Origin of the sequence: Mucilaginibacter sp. SG538B, from assembly GCF_013376065.1 — a bacterium.
In the GTDB taxonomy this organism is placed as follows: Bacteria; Bacteroidota; Bacteroidia; order Sphingobacteriales; family Sphingobacteriaceae; genus Mucilaginibacter; species Mucilaginibacter rubeus.
Genome location: NZ_JABMJI010000005.1, coordinates 45,357 through 63,322 on the forward strand (window position 1 = coordinate 45,357; position 17,966 = coordinate 63,322).

The 17,966-nt window shown below is 42.5% G+C and carries 17 protein-coding genes; 8 read left to right on the forward strand and 9 right to left on the reverse strand.

The features are described 5' to 3' along the window. Nucleotides 1-47: 47 nt before the first annotated feature. Nucleotides 48-1,142, forward strand: a complete 1,095-nt coding sequence (locus tag FHW88_RS23655; RefSeq protein WP_176628134.1) for an acyltransferase family protein — start codon at nucleotides 48-50, stop codon at nucleotides 1,140-1,142. A gap of 256 nt (nucleotides 1,143-1,398) precedes the next feature. Here FHW88_RS23655 and FHW88_RS23660 read toward each other — a convergent pair whose 3' ends face one another. Next, nucleotides 1,399-1,662 (reverse strand): hypothetical protein, encoded by a 264-nt coding sequence (locus FHW88_RS23660; RefSeq protein WP_176628135.1) that lies wholly within the window; start codon nucleotides 1,660-1,662, stop codon nucleotides 1,399-1,401. A gap of 25 nt (nucleotides 1,663-1,687) precedes the next feature. Between FHW88_RS23660 and FHW88_RS23665 the strand changes: the two genes are divergently transcribed. Beyond that, nucleotides 1,688-2,749 (forward strand): hypothetical protein, encoded by a 1,062-nt coding sequence (locus FHW88_RS23665; RefSeq protein ID WP_176628136.1) that lies wholly within the window; start codon nucleotides 1,688-1,690, stop codon nucleotides 2,747-2,749. A 71-nt stretch (nucleotides 2,750-2,820) separates the two neighbouring features. Here the strand turns inward: FHW88_RS23665 and FHW88_RS23670 are convergent, their stop codons facing one another. Further along, entirely contained in the window at nucleotides 2,821-3,912 is a 1,092-nt protein-coding gene (locus FHW88_RS23670; RefSeq protein WP_176628137.1) for a glycosyl hydrolase, read from the reverse strand. A gap of 1,243 nt (nucleotides 3,913-5,155) precedes the next feature. Here FHW88_RS23670 and FHW88_RS23675 point away from each other — a divergent pair. After that, a complete protein-coding gene (locus tag FHW88_RS23675; protein WP_176628138.1) occupies nucleotides 5,156-6,208 on the forward strand; it encodes a hypothetical protein in 1,053 nt (350 codons plus the stop codon). Nucleotides 6,209-6,441: 233 nt separating this feature from the next. Here the strand turns inward: FHW88_RS23675 and FHW88_RS23680 are convergent, their stop codons facing one another. Next, the gene (locus FHW88_RS23680; RefSeq protein ID WP_176628139.1) at nucleotides 6,442-6,861 is read right to left on the reverse strand and encodes a helix-turn-helix domain-containing protein; all 420 of its coding nucleotides are present in this window, start codon (nucleotides 6,859-6,861) and stop codon (nucleotides 6,442-6,444) included. Nucleotides 6,862-7,107: 246 nt separating this feature from the next. On the opposite strand from FHW88_RS23680, the gene FHW88_RS23685 reads away from it, so the two are divergent. After that, entirely contained in the window at nucleotides 7,108-7,263 is a 156-nt protein-coding gene (locus FHW88_RS23685; protein ID WP_255485434.1) for a Na+/H+ antiporter NhaA, read from the forward strand. A 161-nt stretch (nucleotides 7,264-7,424) separates the two neighbouring features. Here the strand turns inward: FHW88_RS23685 and FHW88_RS23690 are convergent, their stop codons facing one another. Next, entirely contained in the window at nucleotides 7,425-7,889 is a 465-nt protein-coding gene (locus FHW88_RS23690) for an alpha/beta hydrolase (protein WP_218117283.1), read from the reverse strand. 394 nt (nucleotides 7,890-8,283) lie between these two features. Between FHW88_RS23690 and FHW88_RS23695 the strand changes: the two genes are divergently transcribed. From FHW88_RS23695 to FHW88_RS23710, 4 genes are all read left to right on the forward strand, one after another. After that, a complete protein-coding gene (locus FHW88_RS23695; RefSeq protein ID WP_176628140.1) occupies nucleotides 8,284-8,427 on the forward strand; it encodes a hypothetical protein in 144 nt (47 codons plus the stop codon). Nucleotides 8,428-8,885: 458 nt separating this feature from the next. Next, the gene (locus FHW88_RS23700; RefSeq protein ID WP_176628141.1) at nucleotides 8,886-13,121 is read left to right on the forward strand and encodes a hybrid sensor histidine kinase/response regulator; all 4,236 of its coding nucleotides are present in this window, start codon (nucleotides 8,886-8,888) and stop codon (nucleotides 13,119-13,121) included. Nucleotides 13,122-13,547: 426 nt separating this feature from the next. Continuing rightward, the gene (locus FHW88_RS23705; protein WP_410505725.1) at nucleotides 13,548-13,748 is read left to right on the forward strand and encodes a DUF72 domain-containing protein; all 201 of its coding nucleotides are present in this window, start codon (nucleotides 13,548-13,550) and stop codon (nucleotides 13,746-13,748) included. Nucleotides 13,749-13,797: 49 nt separating this feature from the next. After that, on the forward strand, nucleotides 13,798-14,691 hold the full coding sequence (locus tag FHW88_RS23710) for an alpha/beta hydrolase (RefSeq protein ID WP_176628143.1): 894 nt from the start codon (nucleotides 13,798-13,800) through the stop codon (nucleotides 14,689-14,691). Between the two features lie 245 nt (nucleotides 14,692-14,936). On the opposite strand, the gene FHW88_RS23715 is transcribed toward FHW88_RS23710, so the two are convergent. The 5 genes from FHW88_RS23715 to FHW88_RS23735 all read right to left on the reverse strand — a co-directional run bounded on the left by FHW88_RS23715 (nucleotide 14,937) and on the right by FHW88_RS23735 (nucleotide 17,770). Continuing rightward, the gene (locus tag FHW88_RS23715; RefSeq protein ID WP_317171387.1) at nucleotides 14,937-15,470 is read right to left on the reverse strand and encodes an SDR family oxidoreductase; all 534 of its coding nucleotides are present in this window, start codon (nucleotides 15,468-15,470) and stop codon (nucleotides 14,937-14,939) included. 3 nt (nucleotides 15,471-15,473) lie between these two features. Further along, nucleotides 15,474-16,127 (reverse strand): hypothetical protein, encoded by a 654-nt coding sequence (locus tag FHW88_RS23720; protein WP_176628144.1) that lies wholly within the window; start codon nucleotides 16,125-16,127, stop codon nucleotides 15,474-15,476. 31 nt (nucleotides 16,128-16,158) lie between these two features. Then, complete coding sequence (locus FHW88_RS23725; RefSeq protein WP_255485417.1) at nucleotides 16,159-16,695, reverse strand: hypothetical protein; 537 nt, start codon at nucleotides 16,693-16,695, stop codon at nucleotides 16,159-16,161. 91 nt (nucleotides 16,696-16,786) lie between these two features. Further along, a complete protein-coding gene (locus FHW88_RS23730) occupies nucleotides 16,787-17,236 on the reverse strand; it encodes a hypothetical protein (protein WP_176628145.1) in 450 nt (149 codons plus the stop codon). 57 nt (nucleotides 17,237-17,293) lie between these two features. Then, nucleotides 17,294-17,770 carry a hypothetical protein gene (locus FHW88_RS23735; protein WP_176628146.1) on the reverse strand — a complete coding sequence of 159 codons (477 nt, stop codon included), beginning with the start codon at nucleotides 17,768-17,770 and terminating at the stop codon, nucleotides 17,294-17,296. Nucleotides 17,771-17,966 lie beyond the last annotated feature (196 nt).

The window sequence follows — 17,966 nt, forward strand, 5'->3', positions numbered from 1 at the left end:
TAGTTAAAACCCGTTAGTTTAGTTTTTTCGCAAACAGAAAATTTTATATGCAGAGCTACATCCAAGCACGAACACCAGGGGTAACTAAGCTCCATAACCTAAGCGATAGATTGTTGTGGGTTGATTATGCTAAAGGAGTGGGGATTGTGTTGGTTGTTTACGGCCATGTGTTGCGCGAGATCAGGCCGGTAAAAGGATTGTTTAATCAATATGCAAGCTTCTTTGAGTTGTCTGATAAATTTATCTATAGCTTTCATATGCCTTTGTTTTTTATGTTGTCCGGATACTTTTTCATGTCGTCGTTATACAAAAAGGATTTTCTGTTCGACAAAATTAGGGGATTGGTTTATCCGTTTATTATCTGGTCTATACTGCAAACATCGGCCGAGATCCTAATTTCTACCATGAGCCCCTATACCAATACGCAAACACCCTTAACCGAATTAATTACCTGCGTTATAATACCAAGGGATCAGTTCTGGTTTTTATATGCATTGTTTTTCATAACAATGATTAATTATTTTTTATTCCGGATAAACGCTGCGGCCGGGATCTATTTTTCGACAGCATTATGGGTTGCATATGTTTTATTCAGGCAGTTTGTGCCCGAAACATTTAATAACACTTTTCAATTTTTAATATTTTTCAATATAGGGATATTATTTTCTCAAAGCCGGAGGTTTATTTTAATAATAGGGCAGTGGAGTTTTTTGTTGGTAGGGATAATTGCTTTTGCGACAACGGAATACTTTTATTTATCCGGAATTTCTCCTTTCCATTCAACAATCTTGTCGAAATTTTTAGTGGGTGTCGCAGGATCGGTGTTGGTAGTTCAGCTTTCAAGGCTTGCAATAGCAGCAAATTTTCTTTCGATACTTAGTTATATCGGAAAACGGTCACTGCCTATTTACCTTGCCCATATGCTTGTTGCAAGTGGAACGCGCATTTTTTTATTGAAAATTTTAAAAGTAGATAATCTTGCTGTTAATTGTGTTGCAGGTACATTAGCGGGCATATTTATACCTCTGTTTTTGTATAAGGTAACAGTGAAAAACGAGTACACCGCCTGGTTATTTATATTCCCCAAAAAAATCGACAAAAAGCGCGAGTCAATAAGGCAAACTATTATAAAAACCGCCTGAATCTATGGGTTTGGTGTTTTTGTAATTGCCGGTACCATCAAAGGCGGTAAGGGCTAACAGTAGGAGGGAATTTAAATTTAGCACACTGTTATACAATGTTTCACATAAAGCGCCCAATCAATCAAGTCCGGTTATTAATGGATAAAACTTTGCAATATTTGCTTAAATACTTATTTAACAAGTATTGCGCAATGAGACAAATGCTTCGGCTGATTCAATTATAGCACATGAGGAACTTAATGATAAATGGGCCAACCTATATGTTGGATACCGATGCTGATGCAGCTTTTGTAAAGAGATGCGTTAATTTTTTGATGCTTTTTTTTCCGATTACAACCTTCGTGCTTGTACCCTCAATACCTGGTACTACTATTATAACAGTTTTTGCGGGTTTGCTATTTCCGTTTATTCCGCTGTTGCCATCAGTAGCAAGTAAAAGGCGTTTTTTCCGGGAATTCGCCTGTTTTTTTTGCGTAATATTAATATTCGCCTTTTCATCACAATTGATCAACTTGCTCATAAATTTAAAATTAACTAACGACCTGTTGCTGATCAACAAAAATAATTTTACTAAAACTTTCTTTCGTACCTCGTTAATTACCCAATCGCTATCATTAATAGTCGGGTTTGTTATTTATTTGTACGTCAAGAATTTTTCTAATGATAAGATAATCAATTTTATATACTTCGGATTAAGATTGTTGTGTTTTTATGCGTTATATGAATTTGTGCTTTATGCGGCAACAGGTATAAATGGTGATTTTATGGTTAATCGAACTTTTGGAGACGACGCCTCATCGGGTTCCTTGTTTCAAACAGTTAGCCTTGGCGGCATAGGGCTGATGAGGTTAAAAGGCTATACCGGTGAGCCCTCTATGTTTGTTTATACCGTCTTCCCGTTTTGGGTGTTAGCGTTTGGCTTAAAAAGGAATTACGATATCTGGCTCCTATTTACTTGCTTGCTATTTACCTTTTCAACAACCGCATATGCATCAATGCTATTGTTTTTGGTTTTTTGGGTATTGTATAAAAGAAATTTTCAAATATTCTTCTATGCATGTGGTCTTATGGTTATAGTATGCGCGGTACTGCAAATGGACAGATTTCAGCACCTTTTGGATAGTCTATATGATTTTACATTTGGAAACAAATTGGGCGGTCAAAGTTCGTCTTCTGAATCAAGAGGTAAGGATTTTGTTAATCATATTTCGTTTTGGGCTAACCTCAACGGTTGGAGCCAGGCTTTAGGTATCGGCTTTGGTTATGTTCGCTCCGGAGACTATTTTTCAACCTTAATGCTTAATAATGGCATTATAGGGTTTTTAGTATTTAGCTGGTTTGTTCTAAGGAATATGTTTCTGTCGATTCCGATTAAGTTGGTTTCAATTGGATATAAATTAGGTTTGGTGATGGTTTTCCTGATCTTAATGACCACGGTACCTGAATTTGCCTACCCATCCTTTTGGATATATTTAGCCTTGGGCTTTGTGTTGGAGCGTCTGGATGTACCGCGTAAAACAAGCGGTAAACAAACAACCGTGCACCCATCAAAAAGTGTTACACTTGTAATAGCTAACAATGAAAAAGTGGCTGTTTCTACCGTATGAGATCAGCCACTTTTTCTGTTCTTTTATTTTGGCCTAACCTTCAAAATGTTTGAAAGCGGATAATGGCCATCTTAGTAAATGGTTAAGTTGCTCGCTACCAGTTTCTTTGCCCAGCTGGTATAAGGAGTGGTCCATTTCAAAAATCCGTAGCTACCTTCCTGCGCGCTTTTTAAAGGCTCATCAAATAATTCGTAAAACATCAACACTTTAACCTGGGGGTTGGCTTTACATTTGGCTACAAAGTTGGCTACGAAAGTATTTTGATTTTGCTCTTTTTCGCTTTGTGTCTGGGTGCTGCTGTACCTGATGTTAGATTCTGTGATCCAGATTGGTTTTTTAGGGAATAAACTTCCAAGCTTCACTGTAATGTCGTTTATCTTGTAGTTAGGAGCAAGCCTTTCCATTTCTGAGTACCAATGGTAAGCTACCACGTTAAATTTTACGCCATAGGTGTCGCACATTCTTAAAAACGCGTATTGTAACCAACCAGCAGAAATCATAGTTTTTGCATTAGGGTCTTGAGATTTTAAACCCTCATCCATACCTTTTAGATATGCTGCCGTTCTGTTAAATTTCGTCCTGTCAAAATCGTACTGACTCCAGCCTACTTTACCTGGAAGCAACAAATCTAAGGTAAGGTCGTTTCCAAGGTCATAGTACTCAAAGTTTTGCGCATACTTGGCACCAAAATTAGTCCCCAGTTTTTTGCCAGCCTCGTAATTGTAGCTTTGGCTTTTGGTTAGATCCATGGTTCTGGTGTAAAGCATTGGTAAAATGTTTACTTTACCGGCTGCGGCGGCATCTAACAAAGGGCTTAACAGGTGTGGTACGGTAATCGTACCGTCAGATTGTGCCATGCAATCTATCCTGTACCAGTTCATACCCATCCCCTTTAAAATTGAAATTTGTTTGGTAGCGGGAGTTTGGATGTAAGGCTGATCGCCAAGCGGGTGGCCGTTGATGCCTAATTGGAGTGTTGAGCCGGCAACGGTAATTTTTGATGAAACCGTGGTAGTTGCCGTGCTTGCGAAAACCGTTGATTGATTTTCAGGGATTGTAGCCATGTGGGCGGGTTGTACGTCATCTTTAATTGAACAAGATGTCAGACAACATCCGGCCGTGACGCCAATTGCCCATAGTTTTGTACGATCGAACTTTAACATAATATGGGATTTAATTAATAGTTAGGGGTCAAACGGTGATTTTGTTATAGATGTTGCATTGATTCTGGTAATTATTTGAAAAAAATGAATTAATTGGAACCTTAATGATAATTGTTTGCTTTTTTATTAGTTGTTATTGCTTGTTTTTGAGTTAGTTATATTGTTACATAGTGTAATGGAATTGTTGCAAACAAAAAATAAAAAATTCATATTTTTTTTGCATTAAATGATGATGTTAACTAGTGGGCAATAGTTTTTCAGGGAATTTATCCCCAAAAACTTAATTGTCAGCATTGACGCCGGCATGTCTTTCAAACATAATGCATTCAAGTCAGGCTGCGAGCTTAGCCTATGACCGGTATCGGCTTGGATGCGCCCGTATAGTGTTATAACTACACAAAGATAGGCCGAAACCCTAAAAACATAATGTGGCTTTTTGACCAAAAAAAACACATTTTTTGGTCAAGAATAATGAAATTGTGAAATTTTCTGTGTATTTGAAAGGTTTTGCTCCTTTTTCCAAAATGGTGTTAAACGTTAAATGACGCTTTGGTTTTTTAAAAAACACATGATGTCCACAATATATCTTGTGTGTGGATTAGGCCATAGAAAAATGGCGCTTCGAATTTAGGTTATTTCTCATTGATACACAAATTGTTATACGTTTGTAACCTACATGCAATCGCCTGTTAAATACTTTGTAATATTGCCGCATGTAAACCTACAATTCGGCTATAGGTAAGAAAAAAAATAATGTTATTGCGTTTGGTTGCGTTTTGCTGGTTGTAGAACAGGCCGTGTTAAGACCGTAACTCCCCCTGATATTAATGCGTCACTGGCTGTAAAGAAATCCCTGTGTACCAGAAATTAAGGTGGGAGTCATAGCCGGAAATTTATTTCAGTAGGCAGGTGCCCATTTAATTAAACAGGTCGGACCCGACGCTAAATTTTGGAATCATTTGCCACATGAATAGGTATTGATGGAAGCATATACACAGCCGACTTTTTGGACGGCTAATAAGAATAGAGATATCAGTACCAACAACGTATCAACCACGGCGGTACCTAATGCCTTTCCACCGTTACGAGAAAATAGTGAATTGGGGGTGATGGCATCTTTTATATTGTATCGGCAGGGCAGGCGGTCGGGATTTACAACGGAAAATCGAATTGATTTAACAAAAGTATTGGCAATGCTAATTCGGATTTGGATATTAAATGGATGACAATTAATTGAATATAAATGAGGTATTTAACCATTTGCTTGACGTTTTGCATGTTGCTTTGCGTTATCGTTTCCTGTAAAAAGAATTCGGAGTATGCTCCGGGCAATTTAGCATTAACTAACACCGCCGAGGCCGTTTTTACGTCAAAAACCAGTAATACACTTGCTGTTACGACAATTGCCGGCACATTTAATACAGAAGGATATCGGGACGGTGTGGGGAAGAACGCGTTATTTATGTCGACGGTTGGGATTGAACTGGCAAATGATGGAAGCCTTTTGGTGGCTGATACAAGAAACAATAAAATCAGGAAGATCACGCAAGAAGGGGATGTATCTACCTTGGGTGTGCCGCACGCTAGAGACGGATCAAGATTAATTAATCCCTATTTTGTTAAACAGGCAAATGATGGAACAATTACAATTTTTGCCAAGCAAGTTGATTTGGATTTAAAATATAAATTTTGGGTATGGAAACCAGGAGGCTTGACTATAGCTGTTAAGGCAAATAAAAATGCTGATTACGGTGGCTGGTCAAGTGACCCGTTTAATGACTATTACTGGACTTGCGGTTTGGAGTATACCGAGGCCGGGTTTAAAGGATTTATTGAACAGTTTCTGCCTGGCGGAAGGCAGGGTGTAAATCCATATTATTTAGCTGAATCTTTGCTACTCCCCGCCGATCAAAAATTTCCGGTTGTTTCTAAAATCTTTTCTGCCTATAATGGTGTAAAATATTTGGTGGTTAATAACACGCATATTTACAAATATACTTCATCCGGCGAATTGACCCGACTTGCCACGCCCGTTGCTTTTGGTATAATAGACGATATTATAGCAAATAAAGATAGCAGAACCATATACTTTACATCTGGAGGCCGAATTTATGGCCTTTTTAACGGTGAGGTACATTACCTGGTGGGGCCACATATGCCGGAGGATGGGCATGACGGCATTGGTAATGGTGCAGACGTGCACGCGTTTAACCTGGCGCTATCCAAAGATGAAAATACGCTTTATTTTACTGATAATAGAACTGTTCGTAAATTGATCCTCAAAGCAATCCGATGATGTCAATAAAAAGAGTGGGTGAAGTGGATGTTCGTTGATTCGCTGGGTGTAGTAGATGAGTAAGTTGGCTATTAGTTGTTTAGTTGGCAAAGATGATTCAGCCGGTCTGTATTATACTGCAAGCTACGTGAATTGTGATACCATTGATTGAACGATGTAACCTGCCATATCTAAAGTTAACCTATCCACCTTTGCCAGACATCCTTCCATGCAGCTAACCAAAGCGATTGGCTTCAATCCATTTTACAATTTAGAGTTTCGTTATATCTCTCCAGCAAGCGAATATATTTTTCCATCCAGTAATATACCGCCTCCTGTTCTTTATCAGTGTAAAAAGCTTTAGTTCCCTGGATTTTCAAGCCTGATAGGCTTTTCTCATTGATCTCAGAAGGAAATTCTTTTAAAAAGTTGTGATTTTTAGCAAGGCCGGCCTTCATCATATTGCTCGTCTCAAGGTCTTCTTTTTCAAACCAGTTATACAATGTCCCCCGGCTGACGCCGACTTTTCGCGAGATTTCGCTCAAACCCATTGATTGACGACGTATAGTAAGTTCTACAATTTTACCGCGGTGGGGATTCCGCTCTTTCCTTGTTTCAGCCTGCTTTGTTAATCTGCCAGGCGTGCTAATCATTAGACTGACCACTTTTGCCATATCACTACTTGTTTTTAAATTAACTAAAACTACCGGTTAATAAAGATGCTAATTCAGTAGCCATTTCGTTCTGTTACTTCCTTACACAGAATGGAGCTTTAAATAATTATTTGTTAATATTTTGACTGCTAATTTAAATGTCATCAAAGATGATGCTTGCTGGATAGTATGATTGTATACCGAAATGTATATCAGTTGGGAAGTTTTTGCGAGCCACGTACGTTAGCGCCAATTATCATCCGCATGATGATAAAGGCCAGGAGCATCCGGCCGGTAAGCAAATTTATTCACTTGGAGTATACAAGTGGGATGGTTTTATTCTTGGCGGTAGTGCTTGCTATCATCTGGGTTAATTCCCCTTTTGCGGATGCTTACCATCACAAGCTCAAGTTTCACGCTTAACCTTTATGATCTTCCTTAAAGTCCGGTAGCACCGAAAATAGCCAGCTGCTAATCGCCTGGTGAAGGGTCAGTATCTTTTCCGCGTACGTCCACCTGCTCCTAAATGTTCGGGGGGGGATAAAATGACCTTCAGCTAATGCACGCTCGATGCCGAACCGTTTTCATGAAATTATTTGTTTTGTATCTGTAGCAGCTGCAATAATCAACTGAGCTACCTCTTTAGCGTGCGAAATGTAAACGGAATGGCCGGCTCCTTCTATTTCCACAACATGACTTTTTGCACGTTTTGCGTACATCCGTTCAAGATCCGGGTTGATGATACGGTCTGACTTAGCTACCATATACCAGCTTGGCTTCATTTTCCCGGCAGGATTGCGGATGATCGCATGGAATACGGTATCTGCTGTTGGCGGTTGCGAGTTAGCCAAAAAATTAGCTCTTGAAGCTGGCAGATCCCCTGAAAAGTCAGCTGCGAAAAATTTTGGGTCGATATAATCCCAGCCGGCCTTGCCCTTGATCAGCGACCTGTAAGCGGAAGGATGCATCTTACCGTGATTTGCCTCCGACTCCCCATCATCAGGGGGCATGCGCAGCGATATATACCAAGCCGGCCACTTTGGGGTCATTGCCGGCTACAGTGATAACGGCTCCCCCGTAGCTATGGCCAACCAGGATACAGTGACATTTTGGGTATCATTCAGTTGTTTTTTTATTTTGGGGCTGCTGGGATGATGTAAGGACTAAAGCATAGCAAGTCATTGTCTTTCTCCGTCGCTGCTGCTACCCCAACAGGTCCTGCCGTTTGCGGGGTTCAGCCCAGCTTTCGAAGAACCAGCCATCCAGCCAGGCGATACCTTCCACTGGCAACAGTTCAAGCGGGCAAGCCGGCATGCTCGAATTCGGAGATCAGCGCGGACGACGATGATAAAATGTTGCAGGCTGCATGCCGGGAACACCCGGAGCCGGCCGATGAATTCCTGATACTAACTATGCTCTGCACATAGCTGACACATCTGGGTTATGGATCAGGCTGCTTTGCAACGCCGCTACCAGGGATGCGGAATGGGTGATAGCAGACTTCAGCAGAACACCGTTACTTTTCAATATCCTACCGGCTTCCCACAGGTGAGCAATACGGTCTGCTTATTGCTGCAAATGGTATAAGGACATGCAGGCCATCAGGTCCTGGCTTTTATCCGCTAAAGGCAGATTATATATCGACAGTATATATGGGTACCCAAAAGGCAAATCATCCTCATATGAGCAGCCCCGGAAGTTGTAACCCTTTTTGTTTGTTTTTCGTTATAGGATAAAAACAGCGCATGGAAAAAACAGCGTTGATGTAAATTGTTATTTTCCTGTTAATTAATTCCGGGATTGACAGTATATCTGCGCTTGTCTGCCTGGTATTGTTCGGGGCACTGACGGCAAATTTATACAGCAGGGCCTGCTTACCGGTGTTTACATCAAACAGTTAATTCAGGATTGCGAAACCCGGATGGAATCACTCAATATGTTGCTCAAAAAAAGTTGAAACTTAACTTAAACATGACTATCCTGTTAATGACGGACCTTTGTAGAAATGCGTCACGTATAACAAGTGTCCGCTCAATTTTACTGGCATGCGCAAAATAACCGCAGGTTATCTTACCCTATTTGTATTACTCTTTATTATCCGGCCTGTAAAAGCTCAAAAGCCGGTTTTAAATTTTTCTATCTTAACCAGCTCCGATGGTTTATCGCAGAATAGTGTGCAATGCCTGTTGAAAGATAGCTATGGTTTTTTGTGGGTTGGAACACAAAACGGGCTCAATAAATATGATGGATACAGCTTTATTGTTTACAAGCACAAGTTCGGCGACAACCATAGTGTTAATGCCAATGGGATCAATTGCCTGGCAGAGGACCACGAAGGGAATATCTGGATTGGTACACGTCTTGGCGGTCTGAGTAAATATGACCGGAAATTAAATACATTTACAAATTATCGACACAGCTCAAGTGATGCGTCAAGCCTTTCCAACAATAATGTTAATTGCATTCTGGAAGATAAGGATCAGCAAATATGGGTCGGGACAGAGGATGGTCTGAACAGATTAAATGTTGGAACAAGCCGGTTCGACCGTTTTTCCGGTAAACGCGGGCTGTCGAGTAATTGGATCACTTGTCTTTTCCAGGATAAAGACGGTCTTTTATGGGTTGGTACAGACTTTGGCTTGAATTTGTACAATTCCAGGGCCGGTTCTTTTTCATCTTACCGGCATCATCAATACGGTTCTAAAAGTATCAGTGACAATATGGTAGCGCATATCAATACTGATTTTCGTGGCAATTTATGGATAGCAACCTATCATGGTTTAAATCGGTTCAACAAAAAAGACAAATCTTTCGAGAGATACTATCCGTTGGCAGATAGAAATTCAGTAACCGGCAAGAATCCAATATATAGTATCAGGCGAAAAGGTTCTGCGCACGCATTTTGGGTTGCCACCAACACGACCATTCAAATATTCGACCTGGATACAAAGAGGTTTCATTCATTGGGTAAAGAATACGTACTGGGGACTGTTGAACCTGATGATGCACAAAATGATATTATTGAGGATAAAAACGGGATACTTTGGGTAGCCACTTCCTCTCTGGGTATCTATAAGTTCGATAGCCACCTGACTTATTTCCCATCTTATAAATACGCCCGCAACAACGCACCTTCAGCAGCAAATATTATCCGTGGAATCGCTGCCGATAACAACCAGGGACTTTACCTGGCTACAGATTCGGGGGTAGATTATCTGAACAAACTGACCGGATACAGCAGGCATTTTAGCCATCATGCGGAGGATGCAGCCAGCCTATCCAATAACTACACGCTGTCCGTCCTGGTGAACAGGCAAAATACTAAGGTTTGGATAGGGACATATACGTCAGGGCTAAATTGTTTGGATATCAAATCCGGCAAAATAAAGCGCTTTGTGAAGGGGAACAAGTCGTATAACCTGAACAATAATTCTGTTTACGCTTTGCTGGAAGACAGCGAAGGCATGATTTGGGCGGGCACAGCAAGCGGTGGTATAAATGTGTTTGACCCTCGGGCAAGAAAATTCATTAAAATCGTAAATGACGCCCATGATGAACACAGCCTCGGAGATAATGGGGTAGACGCCCTTTACGAGGATAAAGCAGGGAATATTTGGGTCGGCGGTTATTCCAACGGTATCAGTATCTTCAACAGGCAGACCCGGAAATTTACCAGGTATAATATGGGTAATAGCGGATTAAACTGCAATACAATCAATTGTTTTTTTGAAGATGATCAGGGCCGTATGTGGATCGGTACGATGGAGGGTGGGTTAAACCTTTTCGACAGGCATTCGAAATCGTTCAAACATTATACTGAAAGGGACGGGCTCGCCGATAATGATGTCAATTATATCAGCCGGGACCACACAGGTAAAATCTGGCTAAGTACTTTGAAAGGCATTTCTCAGTTTGATCCCGCTAATCAGAAATTCAGGAATTTTAATCGTTACAACGGGTTGAAGAGCGAAGAATTCAATCCGGGTGCGGGCATTAAGGTGCCCACGGGAGAAATTGCTTTTGGCAGCATCAACGGTTTTGTGGTTGTCCGCCCGGAAGATGTGTTTCTAAATTATAATAAGCCCGCGGTCGTATTAACAGGACTTGAAATATTCAATAAGTCCGAAGACTTTGGTGAACGGAATTCACCTTTGAAACAAAGCATATCGACCACCAGCGAGTTGGTATTGCCTTATGCACAGGCGGTGATTACATTCAAATATTCTGCACTGAATTTTACGGTGACGCCGCTGAACCGATACGCCTATAAGCTGGAAGGTTTTGACAAGGAATGGGTGTATGCAGGCGAACAGCGGCAGGCTACCTATACTAACCTTGATCCGGGCACCTATTTTTTCAAAGTCAGGGCAGCAAATAATGATGGTGTATGGAGTACCAGGCCGCTCATGCTCAAGCTTGTCATTGTCCCCCCGTTCTACCTGACATGGTGGTTTCGGCTAATGTTTTTTAGCGCGATTCTTCTCGGTGCATACGGCCTTAACCGTTATCGTCTGCGGGAAGTAAGGCTTCAGAATGACAAGCTGGAATCGCTGGTGAAAATCCGGACGGATGAAGTTCAGGCCCAGTCCCGGGAAATTCAGGCCCAGTCTGAAGAACTGATGTCCATCAATGAAGAACTAAAGGCCCAGTCTGAGGAGTTGCTGGAACAAAAGGCCGAGGAATTGAAATCCCGGCGGAAAGCGGAAGAAGCAAGACTGGAGGCTGAGCGGGCTAACGAGGCGAAGACTGCATTTCTTTCCACGATGAGCCATGAAATACGCACGCCGCTCAATGGTGTGATCGGTATGTCTTCCTTGCTGGCCGAGACAAGGCTTAATGAAGAGCAAAAGGAATATACTGCTATGATCCTGGCAAGTGGAGAAACGTTATTGAACGTCATTAATGATGTTCTCGATTTTTCAAAAATTGAGGCGGGCCAAATGGAAGTTGAGCACCATGTTTTTAATTTAAGAACTTGCGTCGAAGAAGTAATTGATCTGTTTCTTCAGAAAACCATGAATTCGCCGATCGATCTGATATATATGATCGATCGTAGTGTGCCCGAAAGTATCGTTGGGGACAGTTTCCATCTAAAACAAATCCTGACCAATTTAATAGGAAACGCATTTAAGTTTACGACAGAAGGTGATATCTATATCGGCATAAGTGCTGTCAGCCGAAACGACGGCACGCACTTGCTTAAAGTCGAAGTCAGGGATACCGGCATAGGTATAGCTGAAGAAAAGGTTGATAAATTATTCAAGTCATTTTCGCAGGTCGACTCGTCTACGACCAGAAAATATGGCGGGTCTGGTCTTGGACTGGCCATATGCCAGCGACTCGTCACGTTGATGGGAGGGACTATTAATGTCAAAAGTATCCCAGGGAAAGGAACTGCTTTCTTTTTTGAGGTATCCTATTCGGTGCCTGTTGGGCTGCCCGTAGCATCCCTGCTGAAAAATTTCCAGTTTGACAGGGAACGAAAAGTTTTGATTATCGACGACAACCTAACCCAACTGGAAACATTAGCCAAACAACTGACAGACTGGAAATTGAAGTGTATAATTACCCAATCCCCGATACAGGCATTGCAAATTCTCCGTGAAAGCGAAGCCTTTGATGTGGTGATTACCGATTACAGTATGCAGGAAATGGATGGAGTAATCCTGGCATCGAGGATCAGGGAACTTTATCCGCAGGTCCCTGTGATATTGTTAAACCCTCTAGGTGGTCAGACAGGCAAAATAAACATGGCTATCTTTTCTGGTATAGTCAGCAAGCCCATTAAACAGCGTCAGCTATTTAATACGCTTGAAGGAGTGCTAACAAGGACTGCGACGAACATCCTGTCTGGTGGAACTGATAGAAAGCGATTGAGCGAACCTTTTGCAGTAGATCATCCTTTTGATATCCTGATCGCTGAGGATAATATCATTAATCAAAAATTAATCGTCAGAATCTTATCAAAGCTGGGTTATAGTCCTGATACTGCAGCTGACGGTGTCGAAGTATTAAACATGCTGGAAAAGAAAAAGTATGATTTAATTTTAATGGATATCCAAATGCCTCATATGGATGGCATCGAAGCTGCCGGTGCGATTCGCAGGAATTATGTACAAATGCCTTTTATAGTAGCAATGACCGCGAACGCTTTTGACGAAGACCGGGAACGTTGCCTGAAAGCCGGCATGGACGACTATATAGCAAAACCGTTTAAACTAGAGGTGCTCTTAACTGTGCTGACAAGGTTGTCGCTCAAAAAAAATACTATATATATATAATCCAAGCCAAAATCCCGATATGGCTATCAGAAGAAATAACTTGCAGGCCGTTTGGTTAAGATAACATGCCTGACAATGCCTATCTGCGAATTAGCGTCAAAGAGACTTTTAATTAAAGCGGCTTTTCTACCAAAAAAACAAGCGGGAGAGAACATGAATATAAACCTGTGCGGTCATGCAAAGCGACGGAAGCGTGTTAATGCTGCTTCACGCTAACGTGTTTCACGCGGATATGCCAGCATGTTGACCATACCGTTCGGGCCATCAGACCAATGTGTTGTTGCGTAGTCATTTTCAAATATCTGGTTTAGAAAAGCAGCATGGTCAACATGTAACGGAACGCCCTGAATTCCTATCTGGAACGCATGGATCGCGCCGGATCGACTGGCAAGGGTGTTGGATCAGCTCGATCCGGGGTTTGATAATGTGCTGGAATTTCGCCATCCGGGCTGGTGGCGGGAAGAGGTTTACAGCGCTTTACGACAGCGGGGTGTGGCCTTTTGCGGGATAAGCCACCCGGAATTGCTGGACGAAGCGATGGTGACCGGCCGGTGGCCTATTACCGTTTTCACGGCGCGCCCGACCTGTACCGTTCGTTTTACAGTGATGAGGCGCTGGCTGGATTAAAACAAATCAGCAATCAGCATAGTTTTGTTAATATCATTTACAAATTACAATGCCTGAAATAAAATATGCTGTTACCCCGGCGCTTAAAATTGCCTATTCGGAGTTTGGTTCTGCACAGGGCTGGCCGGTCGTCCTGACCCACGGGTTTCCCTACGACGTTCACGCATTTGACGAGGTAGCTGCCATTCTTGTGAACAATGGCGCCAGGGTAATCCTGCCGTATATTCGCGGATTTGGCCCGACAAGCTTTATTTCAGCAGAAATAATTCGCAGCGGTCAGCAGGCCGCAAGAGGCAGCGATCTGATCAGGCTGATTGAGGTGCTGGGGTTAACAAAGCCCATCATAGGAGGTTATGACTGGGGCGGCAATGCGTCCTGCGTTGCCGCCGCATTATGGCCGGATCATATCGGTGGCCTTGTTTCCTACGCAGGTTATGACATTATTGATATCGTCGAACAGCAGCATGCGTTTCCCGCGTCCCTGGAACGAATATGCTGGTATCAGCACCTCTTCCAAACTGAGCGTGGGCGCGAATGTCTGAACCAAGACCGTCACGCTTTATGCCGTATCTTATGGCAGGAATGGTCTCCGGAATGGGCCTTTGACGAGGATATATTCGAGCGGTCTGCTGCTTCGTTCGATAATCCTGATTTTGTGGATGTCGTGCTACATAGTTACAGACACATGCACGGTTCGGAAAAGGGTGATCCGCAATTTGAATCGCTGGAAATAATTCTCGCCGGAAAGCCTCCGATCAGTATTCCTTCAATAACGCTCGACGGCCATTCCGACCCGCTGAAGCCTGGAGGAACCGCAGATCACGCGAAGTATTTTTCAGGACAATACGAGCATCGCTCATTTGCCTGCGGCCATAATTTTCCGCAGGAAGAGCCAACCGGATTTGCCGAAGCCGTGCTCACTGTAAGGGATTGGATAAGCTAGAACGAAATGCAAGCCCTGACCAATTGCATCAGATAACCCGGAAATTTATTGAGTGCAAGGTATTGGCATGAGGCACGACCCTTGCTCATAAGGCGTGAGTTTATGACCTGTAAAACGGCCGGCAGGTTAAAGGAAAGCTGTTTAATTCGATTGTGCAGCGTTTACCTGGTGGATGAACAGGCATGTTAACGGCAAAAAGCAGCAAGCCGGAATGCCGGGCTTGCTGCACATTAAGGCGTTCGATCTTAACCAAACATAGTTATGTTAGTCACACCACCATCTGAAATGAGTTCGGTGCCAACTACAAATGTGGAATCGTCCGAAGCAAGAAACACTGCGGCATTACCTAAATCTGATGGTTGCCCGATACGTCCTGCGGGAATAAGGTCAGTCCAGATTTTTTTAACGGCATTAACCTGTTCTTCCGGAATGAACTTGTCGAACACAGGTGTATCAATCGTACCTGGTGACAAGGTATTAACCCGGATCTTCCTGTCCAGCAGATCTAACGAAAATCCTCTCGCGAAGGAAATCACGGCGGCTTTCGATGCACCATAAACTGGCACGCCGGGGAAGGCCCGGTGCCCTGCTATTGAACCGACCAATATGATCGAAGCACCATCGTTCATGTGTGGCAGTGCTTTATGCACTGTGAAATAAACACTCTTTATGTTGAGGTCGATGTAGGCGTTAAAATCAGCCTCACCGGCATCAGCAACTGAACCCATTTTCGTCTTCTGTTTAAAAGCTAAACGGTTACCTTCTCGCTGTATAGAAATCGATCACGAACCGGCAATTTTTAGATTGCTGATAAATAATTTTGCACCGTTTTCAGATTGATTAGGGCCGCTGATATAAAAATACCTGGCTGATCCGGCTTGAAAAAGGATAGTGTCTGACAACTTGGTGTTATCCAAATATACGGCCATCTGAGTGCCACTTACCACTAGCTTGACATGCAGTGGACGATTAGCCGTCGCAGAAAGATCAAATTTCGTATTTGCCTCCTTGCTTAGGTCGTAGTTACCAATGTTCACAGCGTCCGCATCATAATAATGCAGTTGCACAAAAGCCCCGCCATTGCTGATGTACTCCCGGGCGGCATTGTCTTTTACAAAACCGAATGATATCGGCGACATATCCTTGATTTGCTCCGCCTGTGCCAGTATATCAAACTCAAAAATAAAGCTCTTGGGAAGGGAAGCAGGCCGGTTAAGCTTATAGGTGATGTTATCCTGAAGTGACAGCCATTTACCTTCCTGGCCGGCGGGCCGGGCAATCGTGGCCGCGCCATTTGTTTTAATACTGCGCGGGGTAGCGCCGATTTGGTACTTAGAGAAATCTTCGCTAAAATCGATATTTTGCGCCGCCGCCCGAAATACTGCAAGGCTGCTAAAAACAATAACCAGTCCCGTGATTAAAAAATATTTTTTCATAGATGAGATACATGAAAGATCAAGTAAAAAATCAATTATAGGGTGCTGAGAATTTACCTTCTGTAACCGTAAGATATTCTTCGCCACCGAGCAGTTTTAGCTTTCCTGAAAAGGTTCCTTTAACACCCCATTTCGTTAAACTGGTTATGGTTAAGGTAAAGCTGCTTCCATCAAGGTCCCCGCCATTATAGATAGTAGTACCCACGATTTTACCATCCTTCATATTCTGGATGTAGTATTTACCAGCAAGTAACAGGTCGCTTGCATCGTTGGCAGTGTAGGTAGTCTCCTTCGCACCTTCCTTCAGGTGCATGTCTATGCCAAATCCGGTAACCATGTCCTGCTTTTCCCATCCGCCAATTACTACAAAATGTACGGTGTCCGTAGCAGGTTTATCATTGGCATTCACACTGTAATTAAACTCGTGCAACTTGCCGTTGATCTTACAGGTAAGATATTTTTCGCCGTCTCCCGCTACTGCACCACCGTTCTTTTTGCAGGCAGACAGACCCATTATGACCAGCGCCATGAGGCAGGCAAGTTGAGCCTTCCTTATTGTATTTTTCATATGGTGTTAATTTGATTTAAATAAGCTGTTCGATGAAGATGATCAGGTTCAGCAAACAGCAAGTCCGGTATAATCCCTGGTCCGGTGATGGTTATTTCAGTTTAATGGATATCTCACCGTCATCCATGCCCTCAATATTTTTTTCCGCAAACACTTCCGGAGAAACTTTTTGGAGGGTTTTAAGAATGTCTGATGTAGAACCCGAATGCTGAAGCGTAATCGAAGACCCCGATGCGCCGTATTTCATCTTGGTGCTTTCAATCCCTTTCGCTGCCTGCAGTTTATCATTAATGTTCCGTAAGGTTGCAAAGTCAACGCCGCTAATTTTCACTGTAGTTTTTGTTTCTGATGAAGAGCCGTTCTTCTTTTTTCCAAAAAAACCCAGGATTTTGTCGCCGGTACTTTTTGTTTTGTCTGCGGTATGACCCGCACGGCCGGCTTTGTCGTTTGCCCTGTCGATTTTATCCAAAACTGCTTGTGCCCTGGTTGTTGTGAAGCTGAATAACAGCAGCGCCGAACAAATGATCATGATCTTTTTCATCGTTGTTTATTTTAGTGTAGATGTTAGCTATTAAACCATTGTATGGTATTCACTTTTTTAATAGGTATAATCGTGGGTAAAATCTGTGCTTTTGGTAACCGTAAAATCTTTTTCATCGTTTTTAACCTCACCGTTTATTTCTGCTTTGTAACTAATTTTGTAAGGCGAGTTTTCCACGTTTAAACACTGCACTCCTACACTGATCGCACTTAATGGCTTAATAGATTCAATGACATAAGTTTTAGTAGTTCCGCTAAAGTTATTTTTACCGAGGCTAACTGAATTCTCGCTGTTTTGTACCACACCGTTTACTTTCCAAACAGTACCTTCTTTCGGGTCGTTGGTTAAACCCACCATTACAAAGGAGATATAAGCGGATGACGGTGCGCCGGTCACGGTAACCGTAAACTTGGCATTACGCCCGTCTGACGGTGTAGGATCGCCGCTGCTTTTTTTGCTGCATGATGAGAAACCTGCAAACAAAACGGCACAAATAGTAAAGGCAATTAAATTTTTAAAAATGGCTTTTTTCATAGTTATTTGATTAAGATAATAGATAGACCGCAAAGCTATTCGTTGGCCTTAGCACTTAAAATCCCCTAATTGGTGGTTTTTTTTCTCCTGATTTTTAGGTATTTTATCAACAGCGGCCGTAACTTTTAGCAGGTTCTGAATTTTTAGCTGCATATTTAAAACCGGCAGGCCATATCTGTTGACCTGCCGGTGATTG